This window comes from Streptomyces sp. MMS24-W38 (genome assembly GCF_059889265.1).
In genome coordinates this window covers 1,529,045-1,554,017 of sequence record NZ_JCBCPP010000001.1, presented here as the reverse complement: position 1 = coordinate 1,554,017, position 24,973 = coordinate 1,529,045, and the positions used below count along the sequence as shown (strand labels likewise).

19 protein-coding genes and 1 pseudogene are annotated in these 24,973 nt (G+C 71.4%); 17 read left to right on the top strand and 3 right to left on the bottom strand.

Features of this window, described 5'->3' with window-relative positions:
* Nucleotides 1–62: 62 nt before the first annotated feature.
* The 8 genes from recG to mutM all read left to right on the top strand — a co-directional run bounded on the left by recG (nt 63) and on the right by mutM (nt 7,576).
* Nucleotides 63–2,291, top strand: coding sequence for an ATP-dependent DNA helicase RecG (gene recG, locus AC6F7H_RS05690; RefSeq protein WP_500755611.1), 2,229 nt, complete (start codon nt 63–65; stop codon nt 2,289–2,291).
* Between the two features lie 121 nt (nt 2,292–2,412).
* Nucleotides 2,413–3,003, top strand: a complete 591-nt coding sequence (gene rsmD / locus AC6F7H_RS05685) for a 16S rRNA (guanine(966)-N(2))-methyltransferase RsmD (protein WP_500755609.1) — start codon at nt 2,413–2,415, stop codon at nt 3,001–3,003.
* A 26-nt stretch (nt 3,004–3,029) separates the two neighbouring features.
* Nucleotides 3,030–3,509 carry a pantetheine-phosphate adenylyltransferase gene (gene coaD, locus AC6F7H_RS05680; RefSeq protein ID WP_109381738.1) on the top strand — a complete coding sequence of 160 codons (480 nt, stop codon included), beginning with the start codon at nt 3,030–3,032 and terminating at the stop codon, nt 3,507–3,509.
* 132 nt (nt 3,510–3,641) lie between these two features.
* Nucleotides 3,642–4,772: a cell division initiation protein gene (locus tag AC6F7H_RS05675; RefSeq protein ID WP_500755607.1), complete on the top strand. Its 1,131-nt coding sequence runs from the start codon at nt 3,642–3,644 to the stop codon at nt 4,770–4,772.
* Nucleotides 4,773–4,923: 151 nt separating this feature from the next.
* Nucleotides 4,924–5,577, top strand: coding sequence for a YceD family protein (locus AC6F7H_RS05670; RefSeq protein WP_500755604.1), 654 nt, complete (start codon nt 4,924–4,926; stop codon nt 5,575–5,577).
* A 2-nt stretch (nt 5,578–5,579) separates the two neighbouring features.
* Nucleotides 5,580–5,753, top strand: a complete 174-nt coding sequence (gene rpmF / locus AC6F7H_RS05665) for a 50S ribosomal protein L32 (protein WP_003951102.1) — start codon at nt 5,580–5,582, stop codon at nt 5,751–5,753.
* A 19-nt stretch (nt 5,754–5,772) separates the two neighbouring features.
* On the top strand, nt 5,773–6,627 hold the full coding sequence (gene rnc, locus AC6F7H_RS05660; RefSeq protein WP_500761672.1) for a ribonuclease III: 855 nt from the start codon (nt 5,773–5,775) through the stop codon (nt 6,625–6,627).
* 91 nt (nt 6,628–6,718) lie between these two features.
* A complete protein-coding gene (gene mutM, locus AC6F7H_RS05655; protein ID WP_500755602.1) occupies nt 6,719–7,576 on the top strand; it encodes a bifunctional DNA-formamidopyrimidine glycosylase/DNA-(apurinic or apyrimidinic site) lyase in 858 nt (285 codons plus the stop codon).
* Here mutM and AC6F7H_RS05650 read toward each other — a convergent pair.
* A complete protein-coding gene (locus AC6F7H_RS05650; protein WP_500755600.1) occupies nt 7,552–7,950 on the bottom strand; it encodes a winged helix-turn-helix transcriptional regulator in 399 nt (132 codons plus the stop codon). The genes mutM and AC6F7H_RS05650 overlap by 25 nt on opposite strands.
* Nucleotides 7,951–8,080: 130 nt before the next feature.
* Nucleotides 8,081–9,421 carry a CAP domain-containing protein gene (locus tag AC6F7H_RS05645; protein WP_500755598.1) on the bottom strand — a complete coding sequence of 447 codons (1,341 nt, stop codon included), beginning with the start codon at nt 9,419–9,421 and terminating at the stop codon, nt 8,081–8,083.
* 161 nt (nt 9,422–9,582) lie between these two features.
* Between AC6F7H_RS05645 and AC6F7H_RS05640 the strand changes: the two genes are divergently transcribed.
* The 5 genes from AC6F7H_RS05640 (at nt 9,583) to ftsY (ending at nt 17,438) form a co-directional block, all read left to right on the top strand.
* Nucleotides 9,583–9,864, top strand: a complete 282-nt coding sequence (locus AC6F7H_RS05640) for an acylphosphatase (protein ID WP_279333675.1) — start codon at nt 9,583–9,585, stop codon at nt 9,862–9,864.
* 379 nt (nt 9,865–10,243) lie between these two features.
* On the top strand, nt 10,244–10,447 hold the full coding sequence (locus AC6F7H_RS05635; RefSeq protein WP_500755596.1) for a hypothetical protein: 204 nt from the start codon (nt 10,244–10,246) through the stop codon (nt 10,445–10,447).
* 271 nt (nt 10,448–10,718) lie between these two features.
* Nucleotides 10,719–14,315 (top strand): chromosome segregation protein SMC, encoded by a 3,597-nt coding sequence (gene smc / locus AC6F7H_RS05630; protein ID WP_500755594.1) that lies wholly within the window; start codon nt 10,719–10,721, stop codon nt 14,313–14,315.
* 234 nt (nt 14,316–14,549) lie between these two features.
* Nucleotides 14,550–15,968, top strand: a complete 1,419-nt coding sequence (locus AC6F7H_RS05625) for a sugar porter family MFS transporter (protein WP_500755592.1) — start codon at nt 14,550–14,552, stop codon at nt 15,966–15,968.
* Between the two features lie 273 nt (nt 15,969–16,241).
* The gene (gene ftsY / locus AC6F7H_RS05620; protein WP_500755590.1) at nt 16,242–17,438 is read left to right on the top strand and encodes a signal recognition particle-docking protein FtsY; all 1,197 of its coding nucleotides are present in this window, start codon (nt 16,242–16,244) and stop codon (nt 17,436–17,438) included.
* Nucleotides 17,439–17,580: 142 nt separating this feature from the next.
* Here ftsY and AC6F7H_RS05615 read toward each other — a convergent pair.
* Nucleotides 17,581–18,240: pseudogene (locus AC6F7H_RS05615) on the bottom strand (bifunctional DNA primase/polymerase); the annotation flags it as partial.
* Between the two features lie 443 nt (nt 18,241–18,683).
* Here AC6F7H_RS05615 and nsdA point away from each other — a divergent pair.
* The 4 genes from nsdA (at nt 18,684) to AC6F7H_RS05595 (ending at nt 24,792) form a co-directional block, all read left to right on the top strand.
* Nucleotides 18,684–20,177, top strand: a complete 1,494-nt coding sequence (gene nsdA / locus AC6F7H_RS05610) for a transcriptional repressor NsdA (RefSeq protein WP_500755588.1) — start codon at nt 18,684–18,686, stop codon at nt 20,175–20,177.
* A 469-nt stretch (nt 20,178–20,646) separates the two neighbouring features.
* Nucleotides 20,647–21,987, top strand: coding sequence for an ammonium transporter (locus tag AC6F7H_RS05605; protein ID WP_500755585.1), 1,341 nt, complete (start codon nt 20,647–20,649; stop codon nt 21,985–21,987).
* Nucleotides 21,984–22,322 carry a P-II family nitrogen regulator gene (locus AC6F7H_RS05600; RefSeq protein ID WP_500755583.1) on the top strand — a complete coding sequence of 113 codons (339 nt, stop codon included), beginning with the start codon at nt 21,984–21,986 and terminating at the stop codon, nt 22,320–22,322. Before AC6F7H_RS05605 ends, AC6F7H_RS05600 begins: the two co-directional genes overlap by 4 nt.
* Nucleotides 22,323–22,350: 28 nt before the next feature.
* Nucleotides 22,351–24,792, top strand: a complete 2,442-nt coding sequence (locus AC6F7H_RS05595; protein ID WP_500755582.1) for a [protein-PII] uridylyltransferase — start codon at nt 22,351–22,353, stop codon at nt 24,790–24,792.
* The last annotated feature ends 181 nt before the right edge of the window (nt 24,793–24,973 follow it).

The following is a 24,973-nucleotide window of genomic DNA, read 5'->3' as shown; positions in this document are numbered from 1 at the left end:
CCCGAGACGTCCAGGGGCGTTCCGGCTCCGGCGTTCCCGCTTTGTCAGTGCCTTGGTGTGCAATGGATCTCGTGCCCGCACTGCGAGAACCACTGGAACAGCCGCTGAAGTCGGTGCTCGGCCCTCCCACCGCGAAGGTGATGGCCGAGCACCTCGGCCTGCACACGGTCGGCGACCTCCTCCACCACTACCCCCGCAGGTACGAGGAGCGCGGTCAGCTCACGCACCTCGTCGACCTCCCCATGGACGAGCACGTCACCGTGGTCGCCCAGGTCGCCGACGCCCGCCTGCACACCTTCGCCTCCTCCAAGGCCCCGCGCGGCAAGGGCCAGCGCCTGGAGGTCACCATCACGGACGGCAGCGGCCGGCTCCAACTGGTCTTCTTCGGCAACGGCGTCCACAAACCGCACAAGGAACTCCTGCCGGGCACCCGCGCGATGTTCGCCGGCAAGGTCTCCGTCTTCAATCGCCGACTCCAACTCGCCCACCCCGCTTACGAGTTGCTGCGCGGCGACTCGGAGGAGAGCGTGGAGACCTGGGCCGGCGCGCTGATCCCGATCTATCCCGCCACCGCCAAGCTGGAGTCCTGGAAGATCGGCAAGGCGCTCCAGACCGTCCTGCCCAGCGCCCGGGACGCCGTGGACCCCCTCCCCGGCGCACTGCGCGAGGGGCGCGGCATGGTCCCGCTGCCCGAGGCCCTGCTGAAGATCCACCGCCCGCAGACCAGGGCCGACGTCGAGGACGCCCGCGCCCGCCTCAAATGGGACGAGGCCTTCGTCCTCCAGGTCGCCCTCGCCCGCCGCCGCCATGCCGACACCCTGCTTCCCGCCGTCGCCCGCAGACCGAGGCCGAACGGCCTGCTCGCGGCCTTCGACGACCGCCTTCCCTTCACGCTCACCGAGGGCCAGCAGAAGGTCTCGAAGGAGATCTTCGACGACCTGGCGACGGAGCACCCGATGCACCGGCTGCTCCAGGGCGAGGTGGGCAGCGGAAAGACCCTGGTCGCCCTGCGCGCCATGCTCGCCGTCGTCGACGCAGGGGGACAGGCGGCCATGCTCGCGCCCACCGAGGTGCTCGCCCAGCAGCACCACCGGTCGGTCACCGAGATGATGGGCGAGCTGGCCGAGGGAGGAATGCTGGGCGGGGCGGAGAACGCCACCAAAGTGGTGCTGCTCACCGGCTCCATGGGCGCGGCGGCCCGCCGCCAGGCCCTGCTCGACCTGGCCACCGGCGAGGCCGGCGTCGTGATCGGCACCCACGCGCTGATCGAGGACAAGGTCCAGTTCCACGACCTGGGCCTGGTCGTCGTCGACGAGCAGCACCGGTTCGGCGTGGAACAGCGCGACGCCCTGCGCGGCAAGGGCAAGCAGCCCCCGCACCTGCTCGTCATGACCGCCACCCCCATTCCGCGCACGGTCGCGATGACCGTCTTCGGTGATCTGGAGACCTCCGTCCTCGACCAGCTCCCGGCCGGCCGCTCGCCCATCGCCAGCCATGTCGTCCCCGCCGCCGACAAGCCCCACTTCCTGGCCCGCGCCTGGGAGCGGGTGCGCGAGGAGGTCGAGGGCGGCCATCAGGCGTACGTGGTCTGCCCGCGCATCGGCGACGAGGAGGACGAGCCGAAGGCAGGGAAGAAGAAACCCCCGGTGGCCGCGGGGGAGGCCGATGCCGAGAAGCGTCCGCCGCTCGCCGTCCTCGACGTCGCCGACCACCTGGCGAAGGGGCCGCTGCAGGGTCTCCGTGTGGAGGTCCTGCACGGCAGGATGCAGCCCGACGACAAGGACGCAGTCATGCGCCGCTTCGCCGCGGGCGAGACCGACGTCCTGGTCGCCACCACCGTCATCGAGGTCGGGGTCAACGTCCCCAACGCGACCGCGATGGTGATCATGGACGCGGACCGCTTCGGCGTCTCCCAACTCCACCAGTTGCGCGGCCGGGTCGGACGCGGCTCGGCCCCCGGCCTGTGCCTGCTGGTCACCGAGATGCCCGAGGCGAGCCCGGCCCGGCAGCGGCTGGGCGCGGTCGCCGCCACCCTCGACGGCTTCGAGCTCTCCCGCATCGACCTCGAACAGCGCCGCGAGGGCGATGTTCTGGGCCAGGCCCAGTCCGGCACCCGCTCCAGCCTGCGCATGCTCGCCGTCATCGACGACGAGGAGATCATCGCCGAGGCCCGCGAGGAGGCGGCCGCGGTCGTCGCCGCAGACCCCGCCCTGGAGCGCCTGCCGGGGCTGCGCACGGCACTGGCCGCCCTGCTGGACGACGAGCGGGAGCAGTACCTGGAGAAGGGCTGACAGACTGGAGCCACCCTTCGGGCCCGCGGCACCCAGCCGCGTACGCGAACGCATCCCGAACGCACCGACACACATCTCCCGAACACATTCCGAGCGCACCGACAAGGACGAGGACCAGGACATGACCCGCGTGATCGCCGGCCGGGCCGGCGGGCGCCGCCTGGGCGTACCGCCGGGCAACGGCACCCGACCCACCTCCGACCGTGCGCGCGAAGGCCTCTTCTCCACCTGGCAGGCCCTCCTCGGCGGCCCGCTGGACGGCGAGCGCGTCCTCGACCTGTACGCCGGCTCCGGCGCCGTGGGCCTGGAGGCCCTGTCCCGGGGAGCGGGGCACACCCTCCTCGTCGAGGCCGACGCCAGGGCCGTCCGCACGGTCCGGGACAACATCAGGGCGCTGGGACTGCCCGGCGCCGAAGTCAGACCGGGCAAAGCGGAACAGATCATCCGTACGTCCCCGCCGGCGGCCGGGCCGTACGACATCGTCTTCCTCGACCCCCCGTACAGCGTCTCCGACGACGATCTTCGCGAGATCCTGCTCACACTCCGCTCCGGGGGGTGGCTCGCCGAGGAAGCCGTCGTCACCGTGGAGCGCAGCACCAGAGGCGGAGAGTTCGGGTGGCCGCCCGGTTTCGACGCGATCCGGGCCCGTCGCTACGGCGAGGGAACGTTTTGGTACGGTCGCGCCGCCTCTACGTGCGAAGACGCACGATGACCGGACCAGAGAGCGAGGGATCACAAGTGCGCCGCGCCGTATGCCCCGGGTCGTTCGACCCGATCACCAATGGACATCTCGACATCATCGGCCGCGCCTCCAGCCTCTACGACGAGGTCTACGTCGCGGTGATGATCAACCAGTCCAAGAAGGGCCTGTTCGAGGTCGAGGAACGGATAGACCTGATCAGCCGGGTCACCGCCGAGTACGGAAACGTACGGGTCGAAGCCTTCCACGGTCTCCTCGTCGACTTCTGCAAGCAGCGCGACATCCCCGCGATCGTCAAGGGTCTGCGCGCGGTCAGCGACTTCGACTACGAGCTGCAGATGGCCCAGATGAACAACGGCCTCTCGGGTGTGGAGACCCTCTTCATCCCCACCAATCCCACCTACAGCTTCCTGTCGTCCTCCCTGGTCAAAGAGGTCGCCACCTGGGGCGGCGACGTCTCGCACCTGGTGCCCCCGGAAGTCCTCTCCGCTCTCTCCGAGCGGCTGCGCAGGGACTGAGCGCCGCCGGGGCGGCCGCTCCGGGCCGGCGGGGACCCCGGCAATCCGACGGCCGGTGTTCCCCGCCCGGCCCGGGGCCGTACAGTCGTTGCGTCCGTCTCCAACACAGCTGTAGAGAGTGGCGAGCACACGGTGGACGTGCAGAAGAAGCTGGACGAGATCGTCGCCGCGGTCTCCGGTGCCCGGTCGATGCCCATGTCGGCCTCGTGCGTGGTCAACCGCGCAGAGCTGCTCTCGATGCTCGAAGAGGTGCGCGCGGCGCTGCCCGACTCCCTCGCCCAGGCCCAGGAACTCATCGGCGACCGCGAGCAGATGGTCGAGCAGGCCCGCCAGGAGGCGGAGCGGATCATCGAGGGCGCGCACGCCGAGCGCGGCTCCCTGATCTCCGGCACGGAGGTCGCCCGCCGCTCCCAGTCCGAGGCCGACCGGATCCTCGCCGAGGCCCGCAGGGAGGCCGAAGAGGTCCGCGCGGAGGCAGACGACTACGTCGACTCCAAGCTCGCCAACTTCGAGGTCGTCCTCACCAAGACACTCGGCTCCGTCGGCCGCGGCCGCGAGAAGCTGCTCGGCACCGGGCCCCGCCTCGACGAGCAGGGCTATGCGGACCCCGAGGAAGACGACGCCCCCGAGCGCAGTCACGACCCGGAGACCCTGCGCCGCAGCGCCGACGAGTACGTCGACGTCAAGCTCGGTGCCTTCGAGGCGGTCCTCGCCAAGACCCTGGAGGCGGTGGGCCGGGGCCGTCAGACCCTGCACGGCCGGATCGCCAGCGACGACCTCGGTGCCCTCGCCGAGGACCCCACCACGATCCAGCACTCCAGCGACGCCGACTACCTCGCCGACCTCGCGGCCATGCCGGACATCCCGGCCCAGCGGGCCCCGCAGCAGCCGCAGGAGGCGCCGCAGGTCCCCCAGCAGGCGCCGCACATCCCCCAGGACCCGCAGCAGCAGGACTACGCCCAGCAGCAGGCGGCGTACGGCTACCAGCAGCCCGACCCGTACGGCGGCTACCAGCAGCAGTACGGTGGCGGGCAGGACCCGTACGGCTACCAGCAGCAGGCCGCCGAGCAGGACCCGTACGCCGCCTACCAGGGCTACGAGACCCCGCAGCAGCCGGCGTACGACCCCGGCCAGGCCCAGCAGGGCTACGTCCCGCAGCAGCAACAGACCCCGGCCGTCCTCGACGAGACCAGCCTCTTCGACACCAGCATGATCAGTGCCGAACAGCTGCGGGCCTACGAACAGGACCGCGGCAACGGCTGACCGCCCCTTCGCCGGTCGCCCCGGGGCCGGATTGGGCGGAGAGCCGAAGGTCCAGTATCCTGGCTCCTCGGTCGTGTGCACATCCGCGATCCACGCTGCCCGGGAACTCCACGGGTCGGCGTTCCCCCAAGCTCGAAGATCGAAAGCAGGAATGGCTCTGAACGCCCGCCTCGACCACCGCAATCCCCTCGTGTTCGACACGCACGAGCTGGGACGGAGGCCGGGTGCGCTGCAGCGGCTGACCCGCTCGGTCGAGGCGCCCGGGGAATTCGGTATCCAGGGAGTCGTCGGAGTGCCGGAAGGCGCCCCGGTGGAGCTTGAACTCCGGCTCGAGTCGGTCATGGAAGGGGTGCTCGTCACGGGCACCGCCCGTGCGACGGCCGAGGGGGAGTGCGTAAGGTGTCTGGAGCCGCTCGAGCTGGAGCTCGTGGCGGATTTCCAGGAGATGTTCTCGTACCCTGACGCCGACGACCGGGGCCGTGTGATCGCGGAGCCGGGCGACGACGCCGAGGACGACGAGGACAGGCTCTTCCTCGAGGACGGCATGTTCGACCTCGAGACCGTGCTGCGTGACGCGGTGGTGCTCGCACTGCCGATGCAGCCGGTGTGCCAGGACGACTGCCCCGGCCTGTGCTCCGAATGCGGAGCCCGGCTCGCGGACGACCCGGACCACCACCACGACGCCGTCGACATCCGTTGGGCGGCACTGCAGGGACTCGCCGGTTCACTCGAAGATGGCGAGAAGGACGAGATGAGCGGCGACGGGTCAGGATCCGCGGACGCCGCCGAGAAGCAGGAGAAGTAGCCGTGGCTGTTCCGAAGCGGAAGATGTCGCGCAGCAACACGCGCCACCGCCGGTCGCAGTGGAAGGCTGCGGTCCCCACCCTGGTTGCGTGCGAGCGCTGCCACGAGCCCAAGCAGCAGCACATCGCGTGCCCGTCTTGCGGCACCTACAACAAGCGCCAGGTCCTCGAGGTCTGAGCGGCTGGTGAGAGGCACTGTGTCCACGCCCAAGAAGCAGTCGTCCCGCGTGAGCGGGAGCGGATCGGCGGACAACAACCAGGCCTCGTCCCACACGCTTCTGGAAGGGCGGCTCGGCTACAGGCTCGAGTCCGCCCTTCTGGTGCGTGCGCTGACCCACCGTTCCTACGCGTACGAGAACGGCGGCCTGCCGACGAACGAGCGGCTGGAGTTCCTGGGGGACTCCGTGCTCGGCCTCGTCGTCACGGACACGCTGTACCGCACCCACCCGGACCTGCCCGAGGGCCAGCTGGCCAAGTTGCGGGCCGCGGTGGTCAACTCGCGTGCGCTGGCGGAGGTGGGCCGCGGGCTCGATCTCGGTTCCTTCATCCGGCTCGGCCGCGGTGAAGAGGGCACGGGTGGCCGGGACAAGGCGTCCATCCTCGCCGACACCCTCGAAGCGGTGATCGGCGCGGTCTATCTCGACCAGGGCCTCGAGGCGGCCTCCGAACTGGTGCACCGCCTGTTCGATCCGCTGATCGAGAAGTCCTCGAACCTCGGTGCCGGCCTGGACTGGAAGACCAGCCTCCAGGAGCTCACCGCGACCGAAGGGCTCGGCGTGCCCGAGTACCTGGTCACGGAGACCGGCCCCGACCATGAGAAGACCTTCACTGCTGCCGCCCGCGTCGGAGGCGTCTCGTACGGCACCGGCACCGGCCGCAGCAAGAAGGAGGCGGAGCAGCAGGCCGCCGAGTCCGCCTGGCGGTCCATCCGGACCGCGGCCGACGAGCGTGCCGCGGCGGCGGCCAAGGCCAAGGCCGAGACCGACGAGCCGGCCGCCGACGTCGACGCGGGTGCCGAACCGGCCGCCGACGCACCGTCGGCCTCCGCCTGACACCACACACGCCGAGCGCGACCCGAGCGCCTGCCCCTGACGGGGTGGGCGCTCGGGGCGCGCTCGTGGACCGATCCTCGGAGGGGGAACGATGCCCGAGTTGCCCGAGGTCGAGGTCGTACGGCGGGGACTGGAGCGGTGGGTCGCCCACCGGACCGTCGCCGAGGCCGAGGTGCTGCACCCGCGTGCGGTACGCCGCCACGTCGCCGGCGCCGAGGACTTCACGCACCGTCTGAAGGGTCGTCGTGTCGGTGTCCCCAGCCGCCGCGGCAAGTACCTGTGGCTGCCCCTGGAGGGCACGGGCGAGTCCGTCCTGGCCCACCTCGGCATGAGCGGCCAGCTGCTGGTCCAGCCGCACACGGCGGTGGACGAGAAGCATCTGCGGGTCCGGGTCCGCTTCACGGACGCGCTGGACACCGAACTCCGCTTCGTCGACCAACGCACCTTCGGTGGGCTGTCGTTGCACGAGAACACTCCTGAGGGCCTGCCCGACGTCATCGCGCACATCGCCCGCGACCCGCTCGACCCGCTCTTCGACGACGACGCCTTCCACCGGGCACTGCGCCGCAAGCGCACCACCATCAAACGGGCCCTGCTGGACCAGTCGCTGATCAGCGGCGTCGGCAACATCTACGCGGACGAGGCGCTGTGGCGGGCCCGCATCCACTACGAGCGCCCGACGGAGACCTTCACCCGCCCGCGCTCCCAGCTCCTCCTGGACCATGTGCGGGACGTGATGAACGCCGCCCTCGCGGTGGGCGGCACCAGCTTCGACAGCCTCTACGTCGACGTCAACGGCGAGTCGGGCTACTTCGACCGGTCCCTCGACGCCTACGGGCGGGAGGACCTGCCCTGCCGTCGCTGCGGCACGCCGATACGACGGCGGCCCTGGATGAACCGGTCCAGCTACTTCTGCCCGAGGTGTCAGCGGGCTCCGCGCGCGTCGTAACTCTCTCGCGCCAGGAGCACGTCGTTCATGCTGTCCTCCAGGAAGTGGATGAGGGACAGCACGCGCCGCGCGGCCTCGTGGCCCAGCGGGGTGAGTTCGTAGTCCACCCGGGGCGGGTTGGTCGGCTGTGCCTCGCGGTGCACCAGGCCGTCGCGTTCCAGCGCGTGCAGCGTCTGGGACAGCATCTTCTCGCTCACACCGTCGACGCGGCGGCGCAACTCGTTGAAGCGCAGCGAGCCCTCGGACAGCGCCCCGAGCGTCAGCGCGCCCCAGCGCCCCGTCACATGCTCCAGCGTGCCGCGTGAGGGGCACTCCTTGGCGAACGCGTTGTAGGGAAGCCCCGGATCTCCCGGGTACCGCCGCGTGGTCGTCATGCGATCAGCGTACTTCAGTGCAGCGCTTACCAACAGAATGCACTAACTGGAAGTTAGTGCCGAGAAACGCGGACGGCGGCCCGGGAAGCCCCGAACCGCCGTCCACACCACGCGTACCGCTGAGGCCCGGCTAGTAGCCGAAGTTCTGGGTCCACCACGGGCCGCCCGACCCGAAGTGCACGCCCACGCCCAGCGTCTTGAAGTCGCAGTTCAGTATGTTCGCCTTGTGGCCGGGGCTGTCCATCCAGGCTTCCATCACGGCCGCGGCGGTCGCCTGGCCGCGGGCTATGTTCTCCCCGCCGAGGTCGGCTATCCCGGCCGCCTTCGCCCTGTCCCACGGGGTGTCGCCGTCGGGGTCGGTGTGGTCGAAGAAGCCGCGCTCGGCCATGTCCTGGCTGAACGCCGTGGCCAGGCCCGTCAGTGCGCTGTTCGCGGCGACCGGGCTGCAGCCCACCTTGGCACGCTCCTGGTTGACCAGCTGGAGCACCTGGGCTCCGGCGGCGGCCTCCTCCGAGACGGTCACCGGGCTGCTCGGCGCCTGCTTCTCCGGCTCCGGAGTGGCCTTGCGAGGCGGCGTCGTCTCGGGCTTCTCGCTCGGCGTCACCGTCGGCTTCTGCTGCTCCGGCGCCTTCGTCTCCGGCACCTTGGTCTCCGGCGTCTTCGACTGCTCGGCCGAGGGGACCGACGGCGAGGGCTTCGGCGAGGTGGAGCGTTCGGAGTCGCGGCTGGCGGGGGTGCCGGCCTCCCGGCTCGGGCTCTCAAGACTGCCCGAGGTGCCGCCCTGCTCACCGGGTGTGTTGGTCGGGGTGCCCGCGGCTTCCACCGTCTCGCCGGGAGAGCTGTCGCCGCCGAGCTTGTAGTTCTCGAGGCCCGGCACCGCGCCCGTGGCCACCGCGACCGTGCCGAGGGCCACCGCGGCGGAGACCCCGAGCAGTCCGGTGCGCACCGGCGTCGCGGCCTTCTTCTTCCGGCGCCGCCCGCCCGAGCCGCCCGAGTGCCGGTCGCCGTCGCCGGGCGTGAAGCCGTCGTCGGGGAAACCGCCCCGCGGGGCGTCCCCGGGCGGGAGGCCGTCGCTCGCGAAGACAGCCGTCTCGGCGGCGGCCGAGGAGCGGTCGGGCCTTGCCGGGAAGCCGCCCGGGTGGTCGTTCCCGTGGTCTGCCTGGAAGGAGGTTCCGGAGTGGGCGCCGTACGTGAAGCCGTCCTGCGTGAAGCCGTCCTGGGCGAAGTCGCCGACGGCGTGACCGTCGCCGGGGCCGTCCTCCGTCGCGAAGAGGTAGGCCTCGCTCCTCGCGGACGTCTCGGCGTACGCCTCCGGATTCAGGTAGGGAGCGATACCCATCGTCGGGGCGTCCGCCGCGTGTGCGCTCAGCGGGTCGTGGCTCCCGTCGTACCGGCCGTCGTGCTGAGTGACCTCCGTGGCGGCGCGGCCCGTGGCGGCGCGGCCGGCGGCGGAGCGTCGGTGGCGTCCCATGTCCTGGCCTTCCTGGTCCTTGCGGTCGACCCGTCCTCGCGATCAACATGAAACTCACACGATCGTGTGAGTTTCATATGAGATTCGTTCGATCGGGACGGTACCGCATGGCATAAGGGGAGGGAGTGCCCCGAGTGACATTGTCCGGTTAGGTTGCAGTCATGAGCGAGGATGTGCGACTGGTCGCCTGGGTGCGAGGACGGGTCCAAGGTGTGGGTTTCCGCTGGTTCACGCGGGCCAAGGCGCTGGAGATCGGCGGCCTGAGTGGCTTTGCTCTCAATTTGGGTGACGGACGGGTCCAAGTGGTCGCGGAGGGCTCCCGGGAACGCTGCGAAGGCCTGCTCGACTGGCTCCAGGACGGCGACACGCCCGGACATGTGGACGGGGTCACCGAGATATGGGACACACCCCGCGGTGGCTACGAGGGCTTCGCCATCCGCTGATCCCGCCGCCCTCCCGGAGTCCCCGGGGTCCGGAGAGGGGGCCCCGGTCGGCCCGAAAGCGCGGAAAGTCCCTGGTGATTGCCAAGAACGCCCCCGTCGTGGGAAGCTCGCCCGCACATCCGACCCACCGCGCCCCGGGGGCCGGCACGAGCGGCGCCGCCACCGCTCGACAGTCGTGCACGCTCGGCCATCCGTCGATACGGGGCGTGATCGTGTTGACCGTCAAACTTTTTGGTGAGACGCTGAAAGCCCCGCGCACCTTAGCTGTTTGGCATGGCTGAACGGCAGCACAACTCCAGGTCTGCCAAGCACCGCGGGTGCTCATCCCTCACGACCCACACCGCACAGGTCGGTCACGCATTGTGGAGGACCATCCATCATGGCAAAGGCGCTTCTCGGTTACGTCGGCGGCTCCGACCCTCGACTCCTCGCCGAGATGCGACGGCTCCAGCGGCGCGTCCAGGACCTGGAATCCGAAATCGTACGGATCCAGGCGGAGAACGACGAGCTTGCGGCTGCCGCTTCTCACGACAGGATCATGGAGAGCGTTGACGCACACCAGGCGGAGCCTGCGCTGACCTGATCGCTGCACCGCTCCACCCCGGCAAGGCAGCGGTCGGTTCACCCGTCACCACCGCCACGTTGTCAGAAGTGCAAGGGACGCCCCGGCGTCCCTTCTTTCCTGCCTCCGTACCCCCCCGGCACCCCCTGCGCCGCCCGGTTTCCCCAGTTCCCCCGGTTCCTTGACTCGCGCATCCTTTCACCGTCTTTAACGTTTGGTGTGCCCTGCGCGTTCACCCGTGAAACCGCCGGTTCATGGAGTGGGACATCTCGGGCGGGTAAAGTCCGGCCACGTGCACCTCAAGGCCCTGACCCTCCGAGGCTTCAAGTCGTTCGCCTCGGCGACCACACTCCGGTTCGAACCGGGCATCACGTGCGTCGTCGGTCCGAACGGCTCGGGCAAGTCCAATGTCGTGGACGCGCTCAGCTGGGTCATGGGCGAGCAGGGCGCCAAGTCGCTGCGCGGCGGCAAGATGGAGGACGTCATCTTCGCCGGCACCACCGGCCGCCCGCCGCTCGGGCGAGCCGAGGTGTCGCTGACCATCGACAACACCGACGGGGCCCTGCCCATCGAGTACGCCGAGGTCACCATCACGCGGATCATGTTCCGCAACGGCGGCAGCGAGTACCAGATCAACGGCGACACCTGCCGTCTCCTCGACATCCAGGAACTGCTCTCCGACTCCGGCATCGGCCGTGAGATGCACGTCATCGTCGGCCAGGGCCAACTGGACTCCGTGCTGCACGCCGACCCGATGGGCCGCCGTGCCTTCATCGAGGAGGCAGCCGGTGTCCTCAAACACCGCAAGCGCAAGGAGAAGGCGCTGCGCAAGCTGGACGCGATGCAGGCCAACCTCGCGCGCGTACAGGACCTCACCGACGAACTGCGCCGCCAGCTCAAGCCCCTCGGCCGCCAGGCCGCGGTCGCCAGAAGGGCCGCCGTCATCCAGGCCGACCTGCGCGACGTCCGCCTGCGTCTCCTCGCCGACGACCTCGTGCGGCTGCGCGACGCGGTCGCGGCGGAGATCGCCGACGAGGCCGCCCTCAAGGAGCGCAAGGACGCCGCCGAACAGGAACTGCGCAAGGCGCTCCAGCGGGAGGCGGTCCTCGAGGACGAGGTGCGCCGGCTCACTCCGCGCCTGCACAGTGCCCAGCAGACCTGGTACGAGCTCTCCCGGCTCGCCGAGCGGGTGCGCGGCACCATCTCGCTGGCCGAAGCGCGCGTGAAGAGCGCCACCTCCGCGCCGCCCGAGGAGCGCCGCGGACGCGACCCGGAGGATATGGAGCGCGAGGCCGCCCGCATCCGCGAGCAGGAGGCCGAGCTGGAGGCCGCCCTCGAGGCCGCCGAACACGCCCTGGAGAACACGGTCGCCCACCGCACGGAGCTGGAACGCGACCTCGCCCTGGAGGAAAGGCGGCTGAAGGACGCCGCGCGCGCCCTCGCCGACCGGCGCGAGGGACTCGCCCGGCTCACGGGCCAGGTGGGCGCGGCCCGTTCGCGTGCCGCGGCGGCCCAGGCCGAGATCGAGCGCCTGGCCGCGGCCCGCGACGAGGCTCAGCAACGGGCCGTCGCCGCCCAGGAGGAGTACGAGGTCCTGCAGGCCGAGGTCGACGGCCTCGACGCCGGCGACGTGGAACTCGCCGGACGTCACACGGAGGCCGAACAGCGGCTCGCCGAGGCCGAGGCCGCCCTCACCGCGGCCCGTGAGGCGGTCACCGCCGTCGAACGTGAGCGCGCCGCGACCCGGGCCCGCCACGAGGCCCTCGCCCTCGGCCTGCGCCGCAAGGACGGCACCGGCGCGCTGCTCGCGGCGCAGGACCGGCTGGCCGGGCTGCTCGGCCCCGCCGCCGAACTGCTCACCGTGACCCCGGGCCACGAGGTCGCCCTCGCCGCCGCCTTCGGGGCCGCCGCCGACGCCCTCGCCGTCACCGGCCCCGCCACCGCCGCCGACGCGATCCGCCTGCTGCGCAAACAGGAAGCGGGCCGCGCCACCCTGCTGCTCACCGGCACCGTTGCCGGCGGACTGCGGGAAGTGCCCGCCGACGCACCGCACGAGCCGCGCGCGGATGCTCCCGGCAGTCCCCCGTACGCCGCCGACCTGGTGCGCGGTCCTGCCGAACTCCTGTCTGCCGTAAGCCGGTTGCTGCGCGGTATCGTCGTCGTCGGCACCCTGGAGGACGCCGAGGAGCTGGTGTACGCGCGGCCCGAGCTGACCGCCGTGACCGCCGAGGGCGACCTGCTGGGCGCGCACTTCGCGCACGGCGGCTCGGCGGGAGCCCCGAGCCTGCTCGAGGTGCGGGCAGCCGTGGACGAGGCCGCCGCCGAGCTGGAAGAGCTCGGTGTGCGGTGCGAGGAACTGGCCCTGGCACAGCACACGGCGGCCGAGGAACGCGGCCGGTGCGCGGCCCTCGTCGAGGAACTGGGGGAGCGGCGCCGGGCCGCCGACAGGGAGAAGTCCTCCGTCGCCCAGCAGTTGGGCCGGCTCGCCGGGCAGGCACGTGGTGCGGCCGGGGAGGCCGAGCGCTCCGCCGCCGCGGCCGCCAGGGCGCAGGAAGCCCTCGACGAGGCGCTCACCGATGTGGAGGAACTCGCCGAACGGCTCGCCGTCGCCGAGGAGAGTGCCCCTTTCGGGGAGGGAGAGGAGCCCGACTCCTCCGTGCGCGACCGGCTCGCCGCCGACGGGGCCAACGCCCGCCAGACCGAGATGGAGGCCCGGCTCCAGGTGCGTACGCACGAGGAGCGGGTCAAGGGACTCGCCGGGCGGGCCGACTCCCTCGACCGGGCCGCCCGCGCGGAACGCGAGGCACGCGCGCGTGCCGAGCAGCGGCGGGCCCGGCTGCGGCACGAGGCAGCCGTCGCCGAGGCCGTCGCGGGCGGTGCCCGTCAGCTGCTCGCGCACGTCGAGGTGTCCCTCGCGCGTGCCGAGGAGGAGCGCACCGCCGCCGAGGCCGCGAAGGCCCGCAGCGAACAGGAGCTCGCCCGGGCACGCACCGAGGGACGCGATCTCAAGGCGGAACTCGACAAGTTGACGGATTCAGTTCACCGGGGCGAGGTACTCGGCGCCGAGAAGCGGCTGCGGATGGAGCAGTTGGAGACCAAGGCGCTGGAGGAACTGGGTGTCGAACCGGCCGGACTGGTGGCGGAGTACGGACCGCACCAACTGGTGCCGACCTCGCCCCCCGCCGACGGGGAGGACCTCCCGGACGACCCCGAGCACCCGCGCAACACGCCTCGCCCCTTCGTGCGGGCGGAGCAGGAGAAGCGGATGAAGGCCGCCGAGCGGGCCTACCAGCAGCTCGGCAAGGTGAACCCGCTCGCGCTGGAGGAGTTCGCTGCTCTGGAGGAACGCCATCAGTTCCTCGGCGAGCAACTGGAGGACCTGAAGAAGACCCGCGCGGATCTGCTCCAGGTCGTCAAGGAGGTCGACGAGCGCGTCGAGCAGGTCTTCAGCGAGGCCTACCGGGACACGGCCCGGGAGTTCGAGGGCGTCTTCTCCCGGCTGTTCCCGGGCGGTGAGGGGCGGCTGGTGCTGACCGACCCCGACGACATGCTCACCACGGGCGTGGACGTCGAGGCGCGTCCGCCGGGCAAGAAGGTCAAGCGGCTGTCGCTGCTCTCGGGCGGCGAGCGGTCACTGACCGCCGTGGCGCTGCTGGTGTCGATCTTCAAGGCGCGGCCGAGTCCGTTCTACGTCATGGACGAGGTCGAGGCCGCGCTCGACGACACCAACCTCCAGCGGCTGATCCGCATCATGCAGGAGCTGCAGGAGGCCTCGCAGCTGATCGTGATCACCCACCAGAAGCGCACGATGGAGGTCGCCGACGCGCTCTACGGCGTCTCCATGCAGGGCGACGGTGTCTCCAAGGTCATCAGCCAGCGCCTCCGCTAGACAAGTGCAACCTGCACGCATTCATGATCACCCATCACGCGTCTCACACGCTTGGCTTCGACTTTTGAACCCAACCTCGCGAGATCCGCGGGTATCCGTTCCGTAACCCTCTATTGACTTCAAAACTTGAACGCATAGTCTTCGCCATGTTGCTTTCACCTTCAGGTACCTTCAGGTGGACCTCGAAGGGCTGACCCCACCCGGCGATGTTGCCGGTGGCCCGAGGAGTTACACGTGACCAGCTCAGCGCAGGCACAGAAGTCAGGAGCCGGGACGGCTCAACCCGAGCATCTCGGGCACGTCATCTTCATCACGGCGGCAGCCGCCATGGGTGGCTTCCTCTTCGGCTACGACAGCTCCGTGATCAACGGCGCCGTCGAGGCCATCCGGGACCGCTACGGCATCGGCTCGGCCGCGCTCGCCCAGGTCATCGCCGTCGCGCTGATCGGCTGTGCCCTCGGTGCCGCGACCGCCGGCCGCATAGCCGACCGCATCGGCCGCATCCGGGTCATGCAGATCGCCGCGCTCCTGTTCGCCGTCAGCGCCATCGGCTCCGCCGTCCCCTTCTCCCTCTACGACCTCGCCTTCTGGCGGATCGTCGGCGGCGTCGCCATCGGTATGGCCTCGGTGATCGGCCCGGCCTACATCGCCGAGGTCGCCCCGCCCGCCTACCGCGGCCGGCTCGGCTCCTTCCAGCAGGCCGCGATCGTCGTCGGCATCGCCGTGTCGCAGCTGGTCAACTGGGGCATCCTGAACGCCGCAGGCGGCGAGCAGCGCGGCACGCTGCTGGGTCTGGAGGCATGGCAGTTGATGCTCGGCGTCATGGTCGTCCCGGCCGTGCTGTACGGACTGCTCTCCTTCGCCATCCCCGAGTCCCCCCGCTACCTGATCTCCGTCGGCAAGCACGAGCGCGCCCGGAAGATCCTCGAAGAGGTCGAGGGCAAGGGCGTCGACCTGGACGCCCGCGTCAGCGAGATCGAGACGGCGATGCACAGCGAGGAGAAGTCCCGCTTCAAGGACCTGCTCGGCGGCAGCTTCTTCTTCAAGCCGATCGTCTGGATCGGTATCGGCCTGTCGGTCTTCCAGCAGTTCGTCGGCATCAACGTCGCGTTCTACTACTCGGCGACGCTGTGGCAGTCGGTTGGCGTCGACCCGGCGGACTCGTTCTTCTACTCCTTCACCACGTCGATCATCAACATCGTCGGCACCGTCATCGCGATGATCTTCGTCGACCGCATCGGTCGCAGGCCGCTCGCGATCATCGGCTCCGTCGGCATGGTGATCGGCCTCGCACTGGAGGCCTGGGCGTTCTCCTTCGACCTCGTCGACGGCAGGCTGCCCGCCACCCAGGGCTGGGTCGCGCTGGTCGCCGCCCACATGTTCGTCCTCTTCTTCGCCCTGTCATGGGGTGTGGTCGTCTGGGTCATGCTCGGCGAGATGTTCCCTAACCGGATCCGCGCCGCCGCGCTGGGAGTGGCCGCCGCCGCGCAGTGGATCGCCAACTGGGCCATCACCGCGAGCTTCCCGTCGCTGGCCGAGTGGAACCTGTCGACCACCTACGTGATCTACACGTTCTTCGCGGCGCTCTCCATCCCGTTCGTCCTGAAGTTCGTCAAGGAGACGAAGGGCAAGGCCCTGGAGGAAATGGGCTGACCGCGCCCGCGGACCGACGGTCCACGGACCCGTCCCGCAAAAGCCCGAGGAGAGGGGTTCAAGTCCCCGCTGCCCCTCTCCTCGTACCCTGCCGCCCCGCTCCGGACACCGTCCGGGCCGGGGCGGCGGTGTGTCCGTGCCGTGTGCCGCACGTCCTGACCCGTACGTCGTCGGCCGCCGACCACCAGGTCGCCGGCCCGGGACGGCACGGGCCGTTCCACGGGGGCCGACCTCGGCTCGACCGGGCTGCCCATGGCTGATACTGGACCCGTTATGGACATCGTCATCCTTGCTGTAGTCATCGCCGTGGTCGTGTTCGGTGTGCTCGGCGGGCTCATCGTCGGCAGCCGCCGCAAGAAGCAGCCGCCGCCGCCGCCCACCGCGCCCGACATCACCGCCCCTCCAGCCGAGCCACACGTCGGCGACGAGGCCGAGACGCCGCGGGAGGAACCGCGGCGCACCATCGAGGAGGTTGATCTTCCGGACGGCTCCGCCCCGGTCGTCGTCGAGGAGCCGCCCGCCGAGGCTCCCGCGATCGAGATCCCGGAGCCCACCGCCGGCCGGCTCGTCCGGCTGCGAACCCGTCTCTCCCGTTCGCAGAACGCCCTGGGCAGGGGCCTGCTCATCCTGCTCTCCCGCGAGCACCTCGACGAGGACACCTGGGAGGAGGTCGAGGACACCCTGCTCACCGCCGATGTCGGCGTGCAGCCCACCCAGGAACTGGTCGAGCGGCTGCGCGAGCGCGTGAAGGTGCTCGGCACCCGCACCCCCGCCGAACTGCGCGGGCTGCTCCGCGAGGAGCTGATCACCCTGGTCGATCCCACGATGGACCGCACCGTGCGCACCGAGACCGGGACCGGCGGTCCGGGCGTCGTGATGGTCGTGGGGGTCAACGGCACCGGCAAGACCACCACCACCGGCAAGCTCGCCCGGGTCCTGGTCGCCGACGGCAACACCGTCGTCCTCGGCGCCGCCGACACGTTCCGCGCCGCCGCCGCCGACCAGCTCCAGACCTGGGGCGAGCGCGTCGGTGCCCACACCGTGCGCGGCCCGGAGGGCGGCGACCCGGCCTCCGTCGCGTTCGACGCGGTCAAGGAGGGCAAGGAGATGAGCGCGGGCGTCGTGCTCATCGACACCGCCGGCCGACTGCACACCAAGACGGGCCTGATGGACGAGCTCGGCAAGGTCAAGCGGGTCGTGGAGAAGCAGGCCCCGCTGGACGAGGTGCTGCTCGTGCTCGACGCCACCACCGGTCAGAACGGTCTGGTCCAGGCCCGGGTCTTCGCCGAGGTCGTCGACATCACCGGCATCGTGCTCACCAAGCTGGACGGCACGGCCAAGGGCGGCATCGTGATCGCCGTCCAGCGCGAACTGGGCGTCCCGGTCAAGCTGATCGGTCTCGGCGAGGGCGCGGACGACCTGGCACCGTTCGAGCCCGACGCGTTCGTGGACGCGCTCATCGGGGAGTGACCCCGGGGCGACCCGCCGGACGGCACCCGCACCGACGCGAAGAAGCGCCCGCTTCCGGAAACCCGGAAACGGGCGCTTCGCCGTGCTGCCCCATGTACGGCTCCGGGGCCTGTGCCTGCGGCCTTCGGGGCCTGTGCCTACCCTGCGACCGGTGCACGACGTACGCCAGCGTGCCCAGGACCAGACGGGCCTCGGGCGGGTGGGGAACCGAATCGAGGGCGGGAGAGCGCAGCCAGCGCACCGGACCGAGGCCGCCCCGGTCCGACGCCGGTGCCGTGATGTGCGTACCGGGACCGAGGCCGCGCAGGTCGAGGGCGGCCGGGTCGTCCCAGCCCATGCGGTAGAGCAGCTCGGGGAGCGCGGCGGCGGCGCCGGGGGCGACGAAGAACTGGGCCCGGCCGTCCGGGGTGGCGGCGACCGGGCCGACGGGCAGGCCCATGCGCTCCAGCCGGGCCAGGGCGCGGCACCCGGCGGGTTCGGCCACCTCGATCACGTCGAACGCCCGCCCGACCGGCAGCATCATCGCGGCGCCCGGGTACCCGGCCCAGATCTCCGTCACGTCGTCCAGCGGAGCCCCGGCGGGGATCTCCGGGGCGAGGTCCAGCGGATGCGCCCCCGGCGCCCGGCATCCCGCCCGGCCGCAGGAGCAGGCGCCGGCCGCGGCGCGGGCACCCGGCACCACGTCCCAGCCCCACAGCCCGGTGTACTCCGCCACTCCGGTGCCGTCCGACGCGCGGCCCCGACGGCGTGAGCCGGACCGGATGTCGCGGATGCCCCGGCTGATGCCGATCGTGAAGCCCATGCCCCCTCCAACGGGTCCGACGCACCGACGGTTACGCAGCGGGCGTGACGCGTGACTCTCTGTTTTCGACTTCCCCGTACCGATCGGCTCAGTCGGCGCCCGGAAGCGCCCGGGGTGGTGTGCGGGGCGGCTTGCGCCCCAGAGCGCCTCGCCGCATCCACTGTGGCTGCCCTGTGTCAAGTGAATCGTGAGTCGGCCACCGTGAGTTCATTCGATGGGGTGGCGAATGGTGGCGATTACCGGTTCGCCATGGCTGGACGGGTGATCGTAGCGCTACGTTGTGTGCACGGCTTCTTGTGGCACATGCACACACGGGTATGCCGGAGGCAACTCGGCTTTCCGTTCGGTGGGTGGCATCCGCCGGACGGCGGCCCCGGCAACCGGCATTCTGATAGGGCTTGGCGCACTCAGCGGCGAGTGGTTTCAGGGATGGGGGCGTTCCAGTGAGCGGCAACGGCGGTGGCGGGACGAGCGCTGCGGGTACGGAGAAACGTCCGAACGAGCTGCTCGCCTCGTGGTTCATCCGCAGCGGCTGGTCCAAGGGCGAACTCGCCCGCCAGGTCAACCGCAGAGCCCGCCAACTGGGTGCCAGCCACATCTCCACCGACACCTCGCGCGTGCGCCGCTGGCTGGACGGCGAGAACCCGCGCGAGCCCATCCCGCGCATCCTGTCCGAGCTGTTCTCCGAGCGCTTCGGCGTCGTCGTGTCCGTCGAGGACCTGGGCCTGCGCACCACCAGGCCCTCGCCCTCCGTGACCGGCGTCGACCTGCCCTGGACGGGCCCGCAGACCGTGGCCCTGCTCAGCGAGTTCTCGCGCAGCGACCTCATGCTCGCGCGGCGCGGCTTCCTCGGGAGCTCGCTGGCCCTCTCCGCGGGCCCGTCCCTCATCGAGCCCATGCAGCGCTGGCTCGTCCCCGCACCGTCCGCCGCCCAGTCCCGCCCGGAGTCCGAGCCCGCCGTCCTGGGGCACATCCGCGGCCGGCTGTCCCAGCCGGAGCTGGACCTGCTGGAGGCCACCACCGTGATGTTCCGGCAGTGGGACGCCCAGTGCGGCGGCGGCCTGCGCCGCAAGGCCGTCGTCGGCCAGCTGCACGAGGTGACGGACCTGCTCCAGGAACCCCAGCCCGAACCGACACGGCGGCGGCTGTTCAAGGTCGCCGCCGAGCTCGCCGAACTGGCCGGCTGGATGTCGTACGACGTCGGGCTCCAGCCCACCGCGCAGAAGTACCTCGTGCTCGCCCTGCACGCGGCCAAGGAGGCGGGGGACCGGCCACTGGGCTCGTACATCCTGTCGAACCTGAGCCGTCAGATGATCCACCTCGGCCGGCCCGAGGACGCCCTGGAACTCATCCATCTCGCGCAGTACGGCAGCCGTGACTGCGCGAGCCCGCGCACCCAGTCGATGCTGTATGCGATGGAGGCCCGCGCCTACGCCAACATGGGCCAGCCCGGCAGGTGCAAGCGCGCGGTCAGGATGGCCGAGGACACCTTCGCAGAGGTCGGCGAGTGGGACGAACCGGACCCCGACTGGATCCGCTTCTTCTCCGAGGCCGAGCTGTACGGCGAGAACTCCCACTCCTTCCGCGACCTCGCCTACGTCGCCGGCCGCAGTCCCACGTACGCCTCCCTCGCCGAGCCGCTGATGGAGCGGGCCGTGGAGCTGTTCGCCCAGGAGCGCGCCGACTACCAGCGGTCGTACGCGCTCAACCTGATCGGCATGGCCACCGTGCATCTCCTCCAGCGTGAGCCCGAGCGGGGCGCGGTCCTCGCCACCGAGGCCATCAGGGCGGCCAAGAAGGTCCGCTCCGAGCGGGTCAACACGCGTATCCGAAAGACGGTCGACACGGCCGTCCGTGACTTCGGCGACCTCGCCGAGGTCGTCGACCTCACCGAGCGGCTCGGCACCGAGTTGCCGGAGACCGCCGAAGCGGTCTGACTCCCGAAGCGGTCCGATCCCCGAACTTCGACAGGAACCCCCGAAGGACCGCAGGAACCCCCGAAGGACCGCAGGAACCCCCGAAGGACCGCAGGAACCTCCGGGAAAACCCCAGGCCCCGGCCGCGGCCGGCCCTCCCGAACTGCCCGACTCGGCTCCCCCATGCCAGGTCATCGGAAGGCCCGCCGCGGTCGGTTTTTTTGCGCCCGAGCCGACGCCGCTTTCGCGGACCTGGTGCTCGCCTTCGTGGTTGCTTCATCGATGGCCGCGGTGCCACGGGCAGAGGCCGCGCGAATCCGGCAGTTCACCGACGCTTAACACACCAGGTGCCTTCGTCACGGCGGCGAAACAGCGAGGGGCTTCCACCGAAACGGCGCTGCGCGAATCTCTTGGCGCAGAACCGGCCCACCCCTCACGACCCGCTCGGGTTTCGCCCGCACGGGGCCGTACCGACGACGAGGAGATGCCGATGGCAGCGGCCATCACCCTTGCCGCGGAGACGCCCACGCTCTCTGCCGCCAACACAGGGTTCATGCTCATCTGTTCCGCCCTGGTGATGCTCATGACCCCGGGCCTGGCCTTCTTCTACGGAGGCATGGTCCGCGTCAAGAGCACCCTGAACATGCTGATGATGAGCTTCATCAGCCTGGGGATCGTCACCGTCCTGTGGGTGCTGTACGGCTTCTCCATGGCGTTCGGCACCGACTCCGGCGGTCTGGTCGGATGGAACTCCCACTGGGTCGGCCTCGGCGACATCGGTCTGACCGAGCTGTGGGGCGGCTACACCATCCCCGTCTTCGTCTTCCTGGTCTTCCAACTGATGTTCGCCGTCCTCACCCCCGCCCTGATCAGCGGCGCGCTCGCGGACCGCGTGAAGTTCACCGCGTGGGCGCTGTTCATCGCACTGTGGGCCACCGTCGTCTACTTCCCGGTCGCCCACTGGGTCTGGGGCGCCGGCGGCTGGGCCTTCGAGCTGGGCGTCATCGACTTCGCCGGCGGGACAGCCGTCCACATCAACGCCGGTGCCGCCGCGCTCGGCGTGATCCTGGTGATCGGCAAGCGGGTCGGCTTCAAGAAGGACCCGATGCGCCCGCACAGCCTGCCGCTGGTCATGCTCGGCGCCGCGCTGCTGTGGTTCGGCTGGTTCGGCTTCAACGCCGGCTCCTGGCTCGGCAACGACGACGGCGTCGGCGCGCTGATGTTCGTCAACACCCAGGTCGCCGCCGCCGCCGCCGTACTCGGCTGGCTCGCCTACGAGAAGGTCCGCCACGGCGCGTTCACCACGCTGGGCGCCGCCTCCGGCGCGGTCTCGGGCCTGGTCGCCATCACACCGGCCGGCGGCGCGGTCTCCCCGCTCGGCGCGATCGCCGTCGGCGCCGTCGCCGGTGTGCTGTGCGCCATGGCCGTCGGCCTGAAGTACCGGTTCGGCTACGACGACTCCCTGGACGTCGTCGGCGTCCACCTGGTCGGCGGCGTCGTCGGCTCCCTGCTCGTCGGCTTCTTCGCCAGCGGCAAGGGTCAGTCGGACGTCCGGGGACTCTTCTACGGCGGTGGCCTCGACCAGTTCTGGAAGCAGTGCGCCGGAGTCTTCGGCGTCCTCGCCTACTCCCTGGTCGCCTCCGCGGTCCTCGCCTTCCTCCTGGACCGGACGATCGGCATGCGCGTCTCCGAGGACGACGAGGTGGCCGGCATCGACCGGGCCGAGCACGCAGAGACCGCGTACGACTTCGGCGGCGCCGGCGGCGGTGCCGCCCGCAACGCCGTCCAGGCGCCCCTCGCCCCGGCCGAGAGCAAGAAGGTGGACGCATGAAGCTCATCACCGCCGTCGTCAAGCCGTATCGGCTCGACGAGATCAAGGAGGCCCTGCAGACCTTCGGGGTGCACGGCCTGACCGTCACCGAGGCCAGTGGTTACGGCCGCCAGCGCGGCCACACCGAGGTCTACCGCGGTGCCGAGTACACCGTCGACCTGGTGCCCAAGATCCGCATCGAGGTGCTGGTCGAGGACGACGACGCCGAACAGCTCATCGACGTGATCGTCAAGGCGGCCCGCACCGGCAAGATCGGCGACGGCAAGGTCTGGTCGATCCCGGTCGGGACCGCCGTACGGGTCCGCACCGGTGAGCGCGGCCCGGACGCGCTCTGAGCCGGGCGAACGGAACAGGAGCCACCGGATGACGGGGACGGGCAGGTACGAGGGGACGAAGGGCTCGGGGCCCGGCGGCTACGCGGCGGCCCGGCTGCACCTCCTCACCGAGGAGACGCGGTCCGGGCCGCCGCGCCGCGCCGCCCTCGCGAACCTCACGGACGGCTGGCTCGCCGGGCTCTTCGCGGCGGGTGCCGAGGGGGTGCGCGGGGTGTCTCTGGTCGCCGTGGGCGGCTACGGGCGCGCGGAGCTGTCCCCGCGCAGCGACCTCGACCTGCTCCTGCTGCACGAGGGCGGCGACCCCGAGGCGGTCGCCGCCCTCGCCGACCGCCTCTGGTACCCCGTCTGGGACCTGGGCCTCGCCCTCGACCACTCCGTCCGCACCCCGACCGAGGCGCGCAGGACCGCGGGCGAGGACCTGAAGGTCCAGCTCGGCCTGCTGGACGCCCGGCACATCGCCGGCGACCTCGGCCTCACCGCCGCACTGCGCACGGCGGTGCTCGCCGACTGGCGCAACCAGGCACCGAAGCGGCTCCCCGCCCTCCGGGAACTGTGCGCCGAACGCGCCGAACGCCAGGGCGAGCTCCAGTACCTCCTCGAACCCGACCTCAAGGAGGCCCACGGCGGGCTCCGCGACGCCACCGCCCTGCGCGCCGTCGCCGCCTCCTGGCTCGCCGACGCCCCGCGCGAAGGCCTGGCCGACGCCCGCCGCCGACTCCTCGACGTACGGGACGCACTGCACCTGGCCACCGGGCGAGCCACCGACCGACTCGCGTTGCAGGAGCAGGACCGGGTCGCGGCCGAGCTGGGCATGCCCGACGCGGACGTGTTGCTGCGGCAGGTCTACGAGGCGGCCCGCGTCATCGCCTACGCCGGTGCCGTCACCTGGCGCGAAGTGGGACGCGTCCTGCGCTCCCGTGCGGTGCGGCCCAGACTGCGCGCCATGTTGGGTGGGGGGAAACCGGCGCCCGAGCGCTCCCCGCTGGCCGAAGGGGTCGTGAAACAGGACGGCGAAGTGGTGCTCGCCCGCGCCGCGCGCCCCGAACGCGACCCCGTGCTCCCGTTGCGCGCCGCGGCCGCCGCCGCCCAGGCCGGGCTCCCGCTCTCCCCGCACGCCGTACGGCGCATGGCGGCCACCGCGCATGCCCTGCCCACGCCGTGGCCCGCCGAGGCGCGGGAACAGCTGGTGACCCTGCTGGGCTCCGGCCGGTCCACGGTCCAGGTCTGGGAGGCGCTGGAGGCGGAGGGCCTGGTCAACAGCCTGCTTCCGGACTGGGAACGGGTCCGCTGCCGCCCCCAGCGCAACGCCGTGCACCTGTGGACCGTGGACCGGCATCTCATCGAGACCGCCGTCCGCGCCTCCGAGTTCACCCGGCGCGTGCACCGGCCAGACCTGCTGCTGGTCGCCGCGCTGCTGCACGACATCGGCAAGGGCCGGCCCGGCTACCACTCGGTGGCCGGCGCGGTCATCGCCAGGGGCGTGGCCGCCCGCGTCGGCTTCGACCGGCACGGCGTCACGGTGATCGCCGCCCTCGTACGCCACCACCTTCTGCTCGTCGAGACCGCCACCCGGCGCGACCTGGACGACCCGGCCACCGTGCGCGCGGTCGCCGACGCCGTCGGCGACCGGGGCACCCTCGAACTGCTGCACGCCCTCACCGAGGCGGACGCCCTCGCCACCGGACCGGCCGCCTGGTCGTCGTGGCGCGCCTCGCTCGTCGCCGACCTGGTCGAACGGGTCTCCGCCGTGCTGTCCGGGGACCTCCCGGCGGGCCCCGAGGAGACCGCGCCCACCGTGGAACAGGAACGCCTCGCCATCGAGGCGGTCGCCACGGGCGCTCCGGTGCTGTCCCTGCGGACCCGGACCGAACCGCCCACCGAGCCCTCCGGCGACCCCGAGCCGCTGGGCGTGGAACTGCGCATCGCCGTACCCGACCAGGAGGGCGTGCTGCCCGCGGTGGCCGGGGTGCTCGCCCTGCACCGGTTGACCGTACGGACCGCGGAGCTGCGGGCGCTGGACCTCCCGGCCGGCGTCGGCGGCTCCGCGCTGCTGCTGGACTGGCGGGTCGCCGCCGAGTACGGCTCCCTGCCCCGGGCCGCCCGGCTCCGCGCCGACCTCGTACGCGCCCTGGACGGCGGCCTCGACATCGCCGGCCGGCTCGCCGAACGGGACGCCGCGTATCCGAGGCGGCGGGGCGTGTTCGCACCGCCGGCCCGGGTGACGGTCGCCCCGGCCGCCTCCCGGCACGCCACGGTGATCGAGGTCCGGGCGCAGGACGTGCCGGGGCTGTTGTTCCGCATCGGGCGGGCGCTGGAGGACGCGGGGGTGCGGGTGCGCAGCGCGCATGTCAGCACGCTGGGTGCGAACGCCGTGGACGCCTTCTACGTGACCGGCTCCGAGGGCACGCCCCTGCCCGCCGAGGAGGCTGTGGCGGTGGCCCGGAAACTGGAGGAGACGTTGCGGGCGTGACCTTCTGATCAGGTCATGCGTTCACCTGGTGTGCTCCCGCCGATGCGGGGATGGTCCGATGGGCAGCATCTCCAAGCTGCTTGGGATTCTCTGCTCCCCGCCGATGCGGGGATTTCGTCCCTGACCGCTCTCTGTAGCGGGCAGGGACGATTTGCTTGCCGGGCCGGATACCCTGGAGGGC

What these genes read in the sequence shown, in the direction of transcription:
- AC6F7H_RS05635 (WP_500755596.1), top strand. Translation starts at nt 10,244, where the DNA reads ATGGCAAAGGCGCTTCTCGGTTACGTCGGCGGCTCCGACCCTCGACTC.
- AC6F7H_RS05600 (WP_500755583.1), top strand. Translation starts at nt 21,984, where the DNA reads ATGAAGCTCATCACCGCCGTCGTCAAGCCGTATCGGCTCGACGAGATC.
- AC6F7H_RS05640 (WP_279333675.1), top strand. Translation starts at nt 9,583, where the DNA reads ATGAGCGAGGATGTGCGACTGGTCGCCTGGGTGCGAGGACGGGTCCAA.
- AC6F7H_RS05650 (WP_500755600.1), bottom strand. Translation starts at nt 7,950, where the DNA reads ATGACGACCACGCGGCGGTACCCGGGAGATCCGGGGCTTCCCTACAAC.
- ftsY (WP_500755590.1), top strand. Translation starts at nt 16,242, where the DNA reads ATGGACATCGTCATCCTTGCTGTAGTCATCGCCGTGGTCGTGTTCGGT.
- AC6F7H_RS05645 (WP_500755598.1), bottom strand. Translation starts at nt 9,421, where the DNA reads ATGGGACGCCACCGACGCTCCGCCGCCGGCCGCGCCGCCACGGGCCGC.
- rsmD (WP_500755609.1), top strand. Translation starts at nt 2,413, where the DNA reads ATGACCCGCGTGATCGCCGGCCGGGCCGGCGGGCGCCGCCTGGGCGTA.
- AC6F7H_RS05605 (WP_500755585.1), top strand. Translation starts at nt 20,647, where the DNA reads ATGGCAGCGGCCATCACCCTTGCCGCGGAGACGCCCACGCTCTCTGCC.
- AC6F7H_RS05670 (WP_500755604.1), top strand. Translation starts at nt 4,924, where the DNA reads ATGGCTCTGAACGCCCGCCTCGACCACCGCAATCCCCTCGTGTTCGAC.
- mutM (WP_500755602.1), top strand. Translation starts at nt 6,719, where the DNA reads ATGCCCGAGTTGCCCGAGGTCGAGGTCGTACGGCGGGGACTGGAGCGG.
- AC6F7H_RS05595 (WP_500755582.1), top strand. Translation starts at nt 22,351, where the DNA reads ATGACGGGGACGGGCAGGTACGAGGGGACGAAGGGCTCGGGGCCCGGC.
- recG (WP_500755611.1), top strand. Translation starts at nt 63, where the DNA reads ATGGATCTCGTGCCCGCACTGCGAGAACCACTGGAACAGCCGCTGAAG.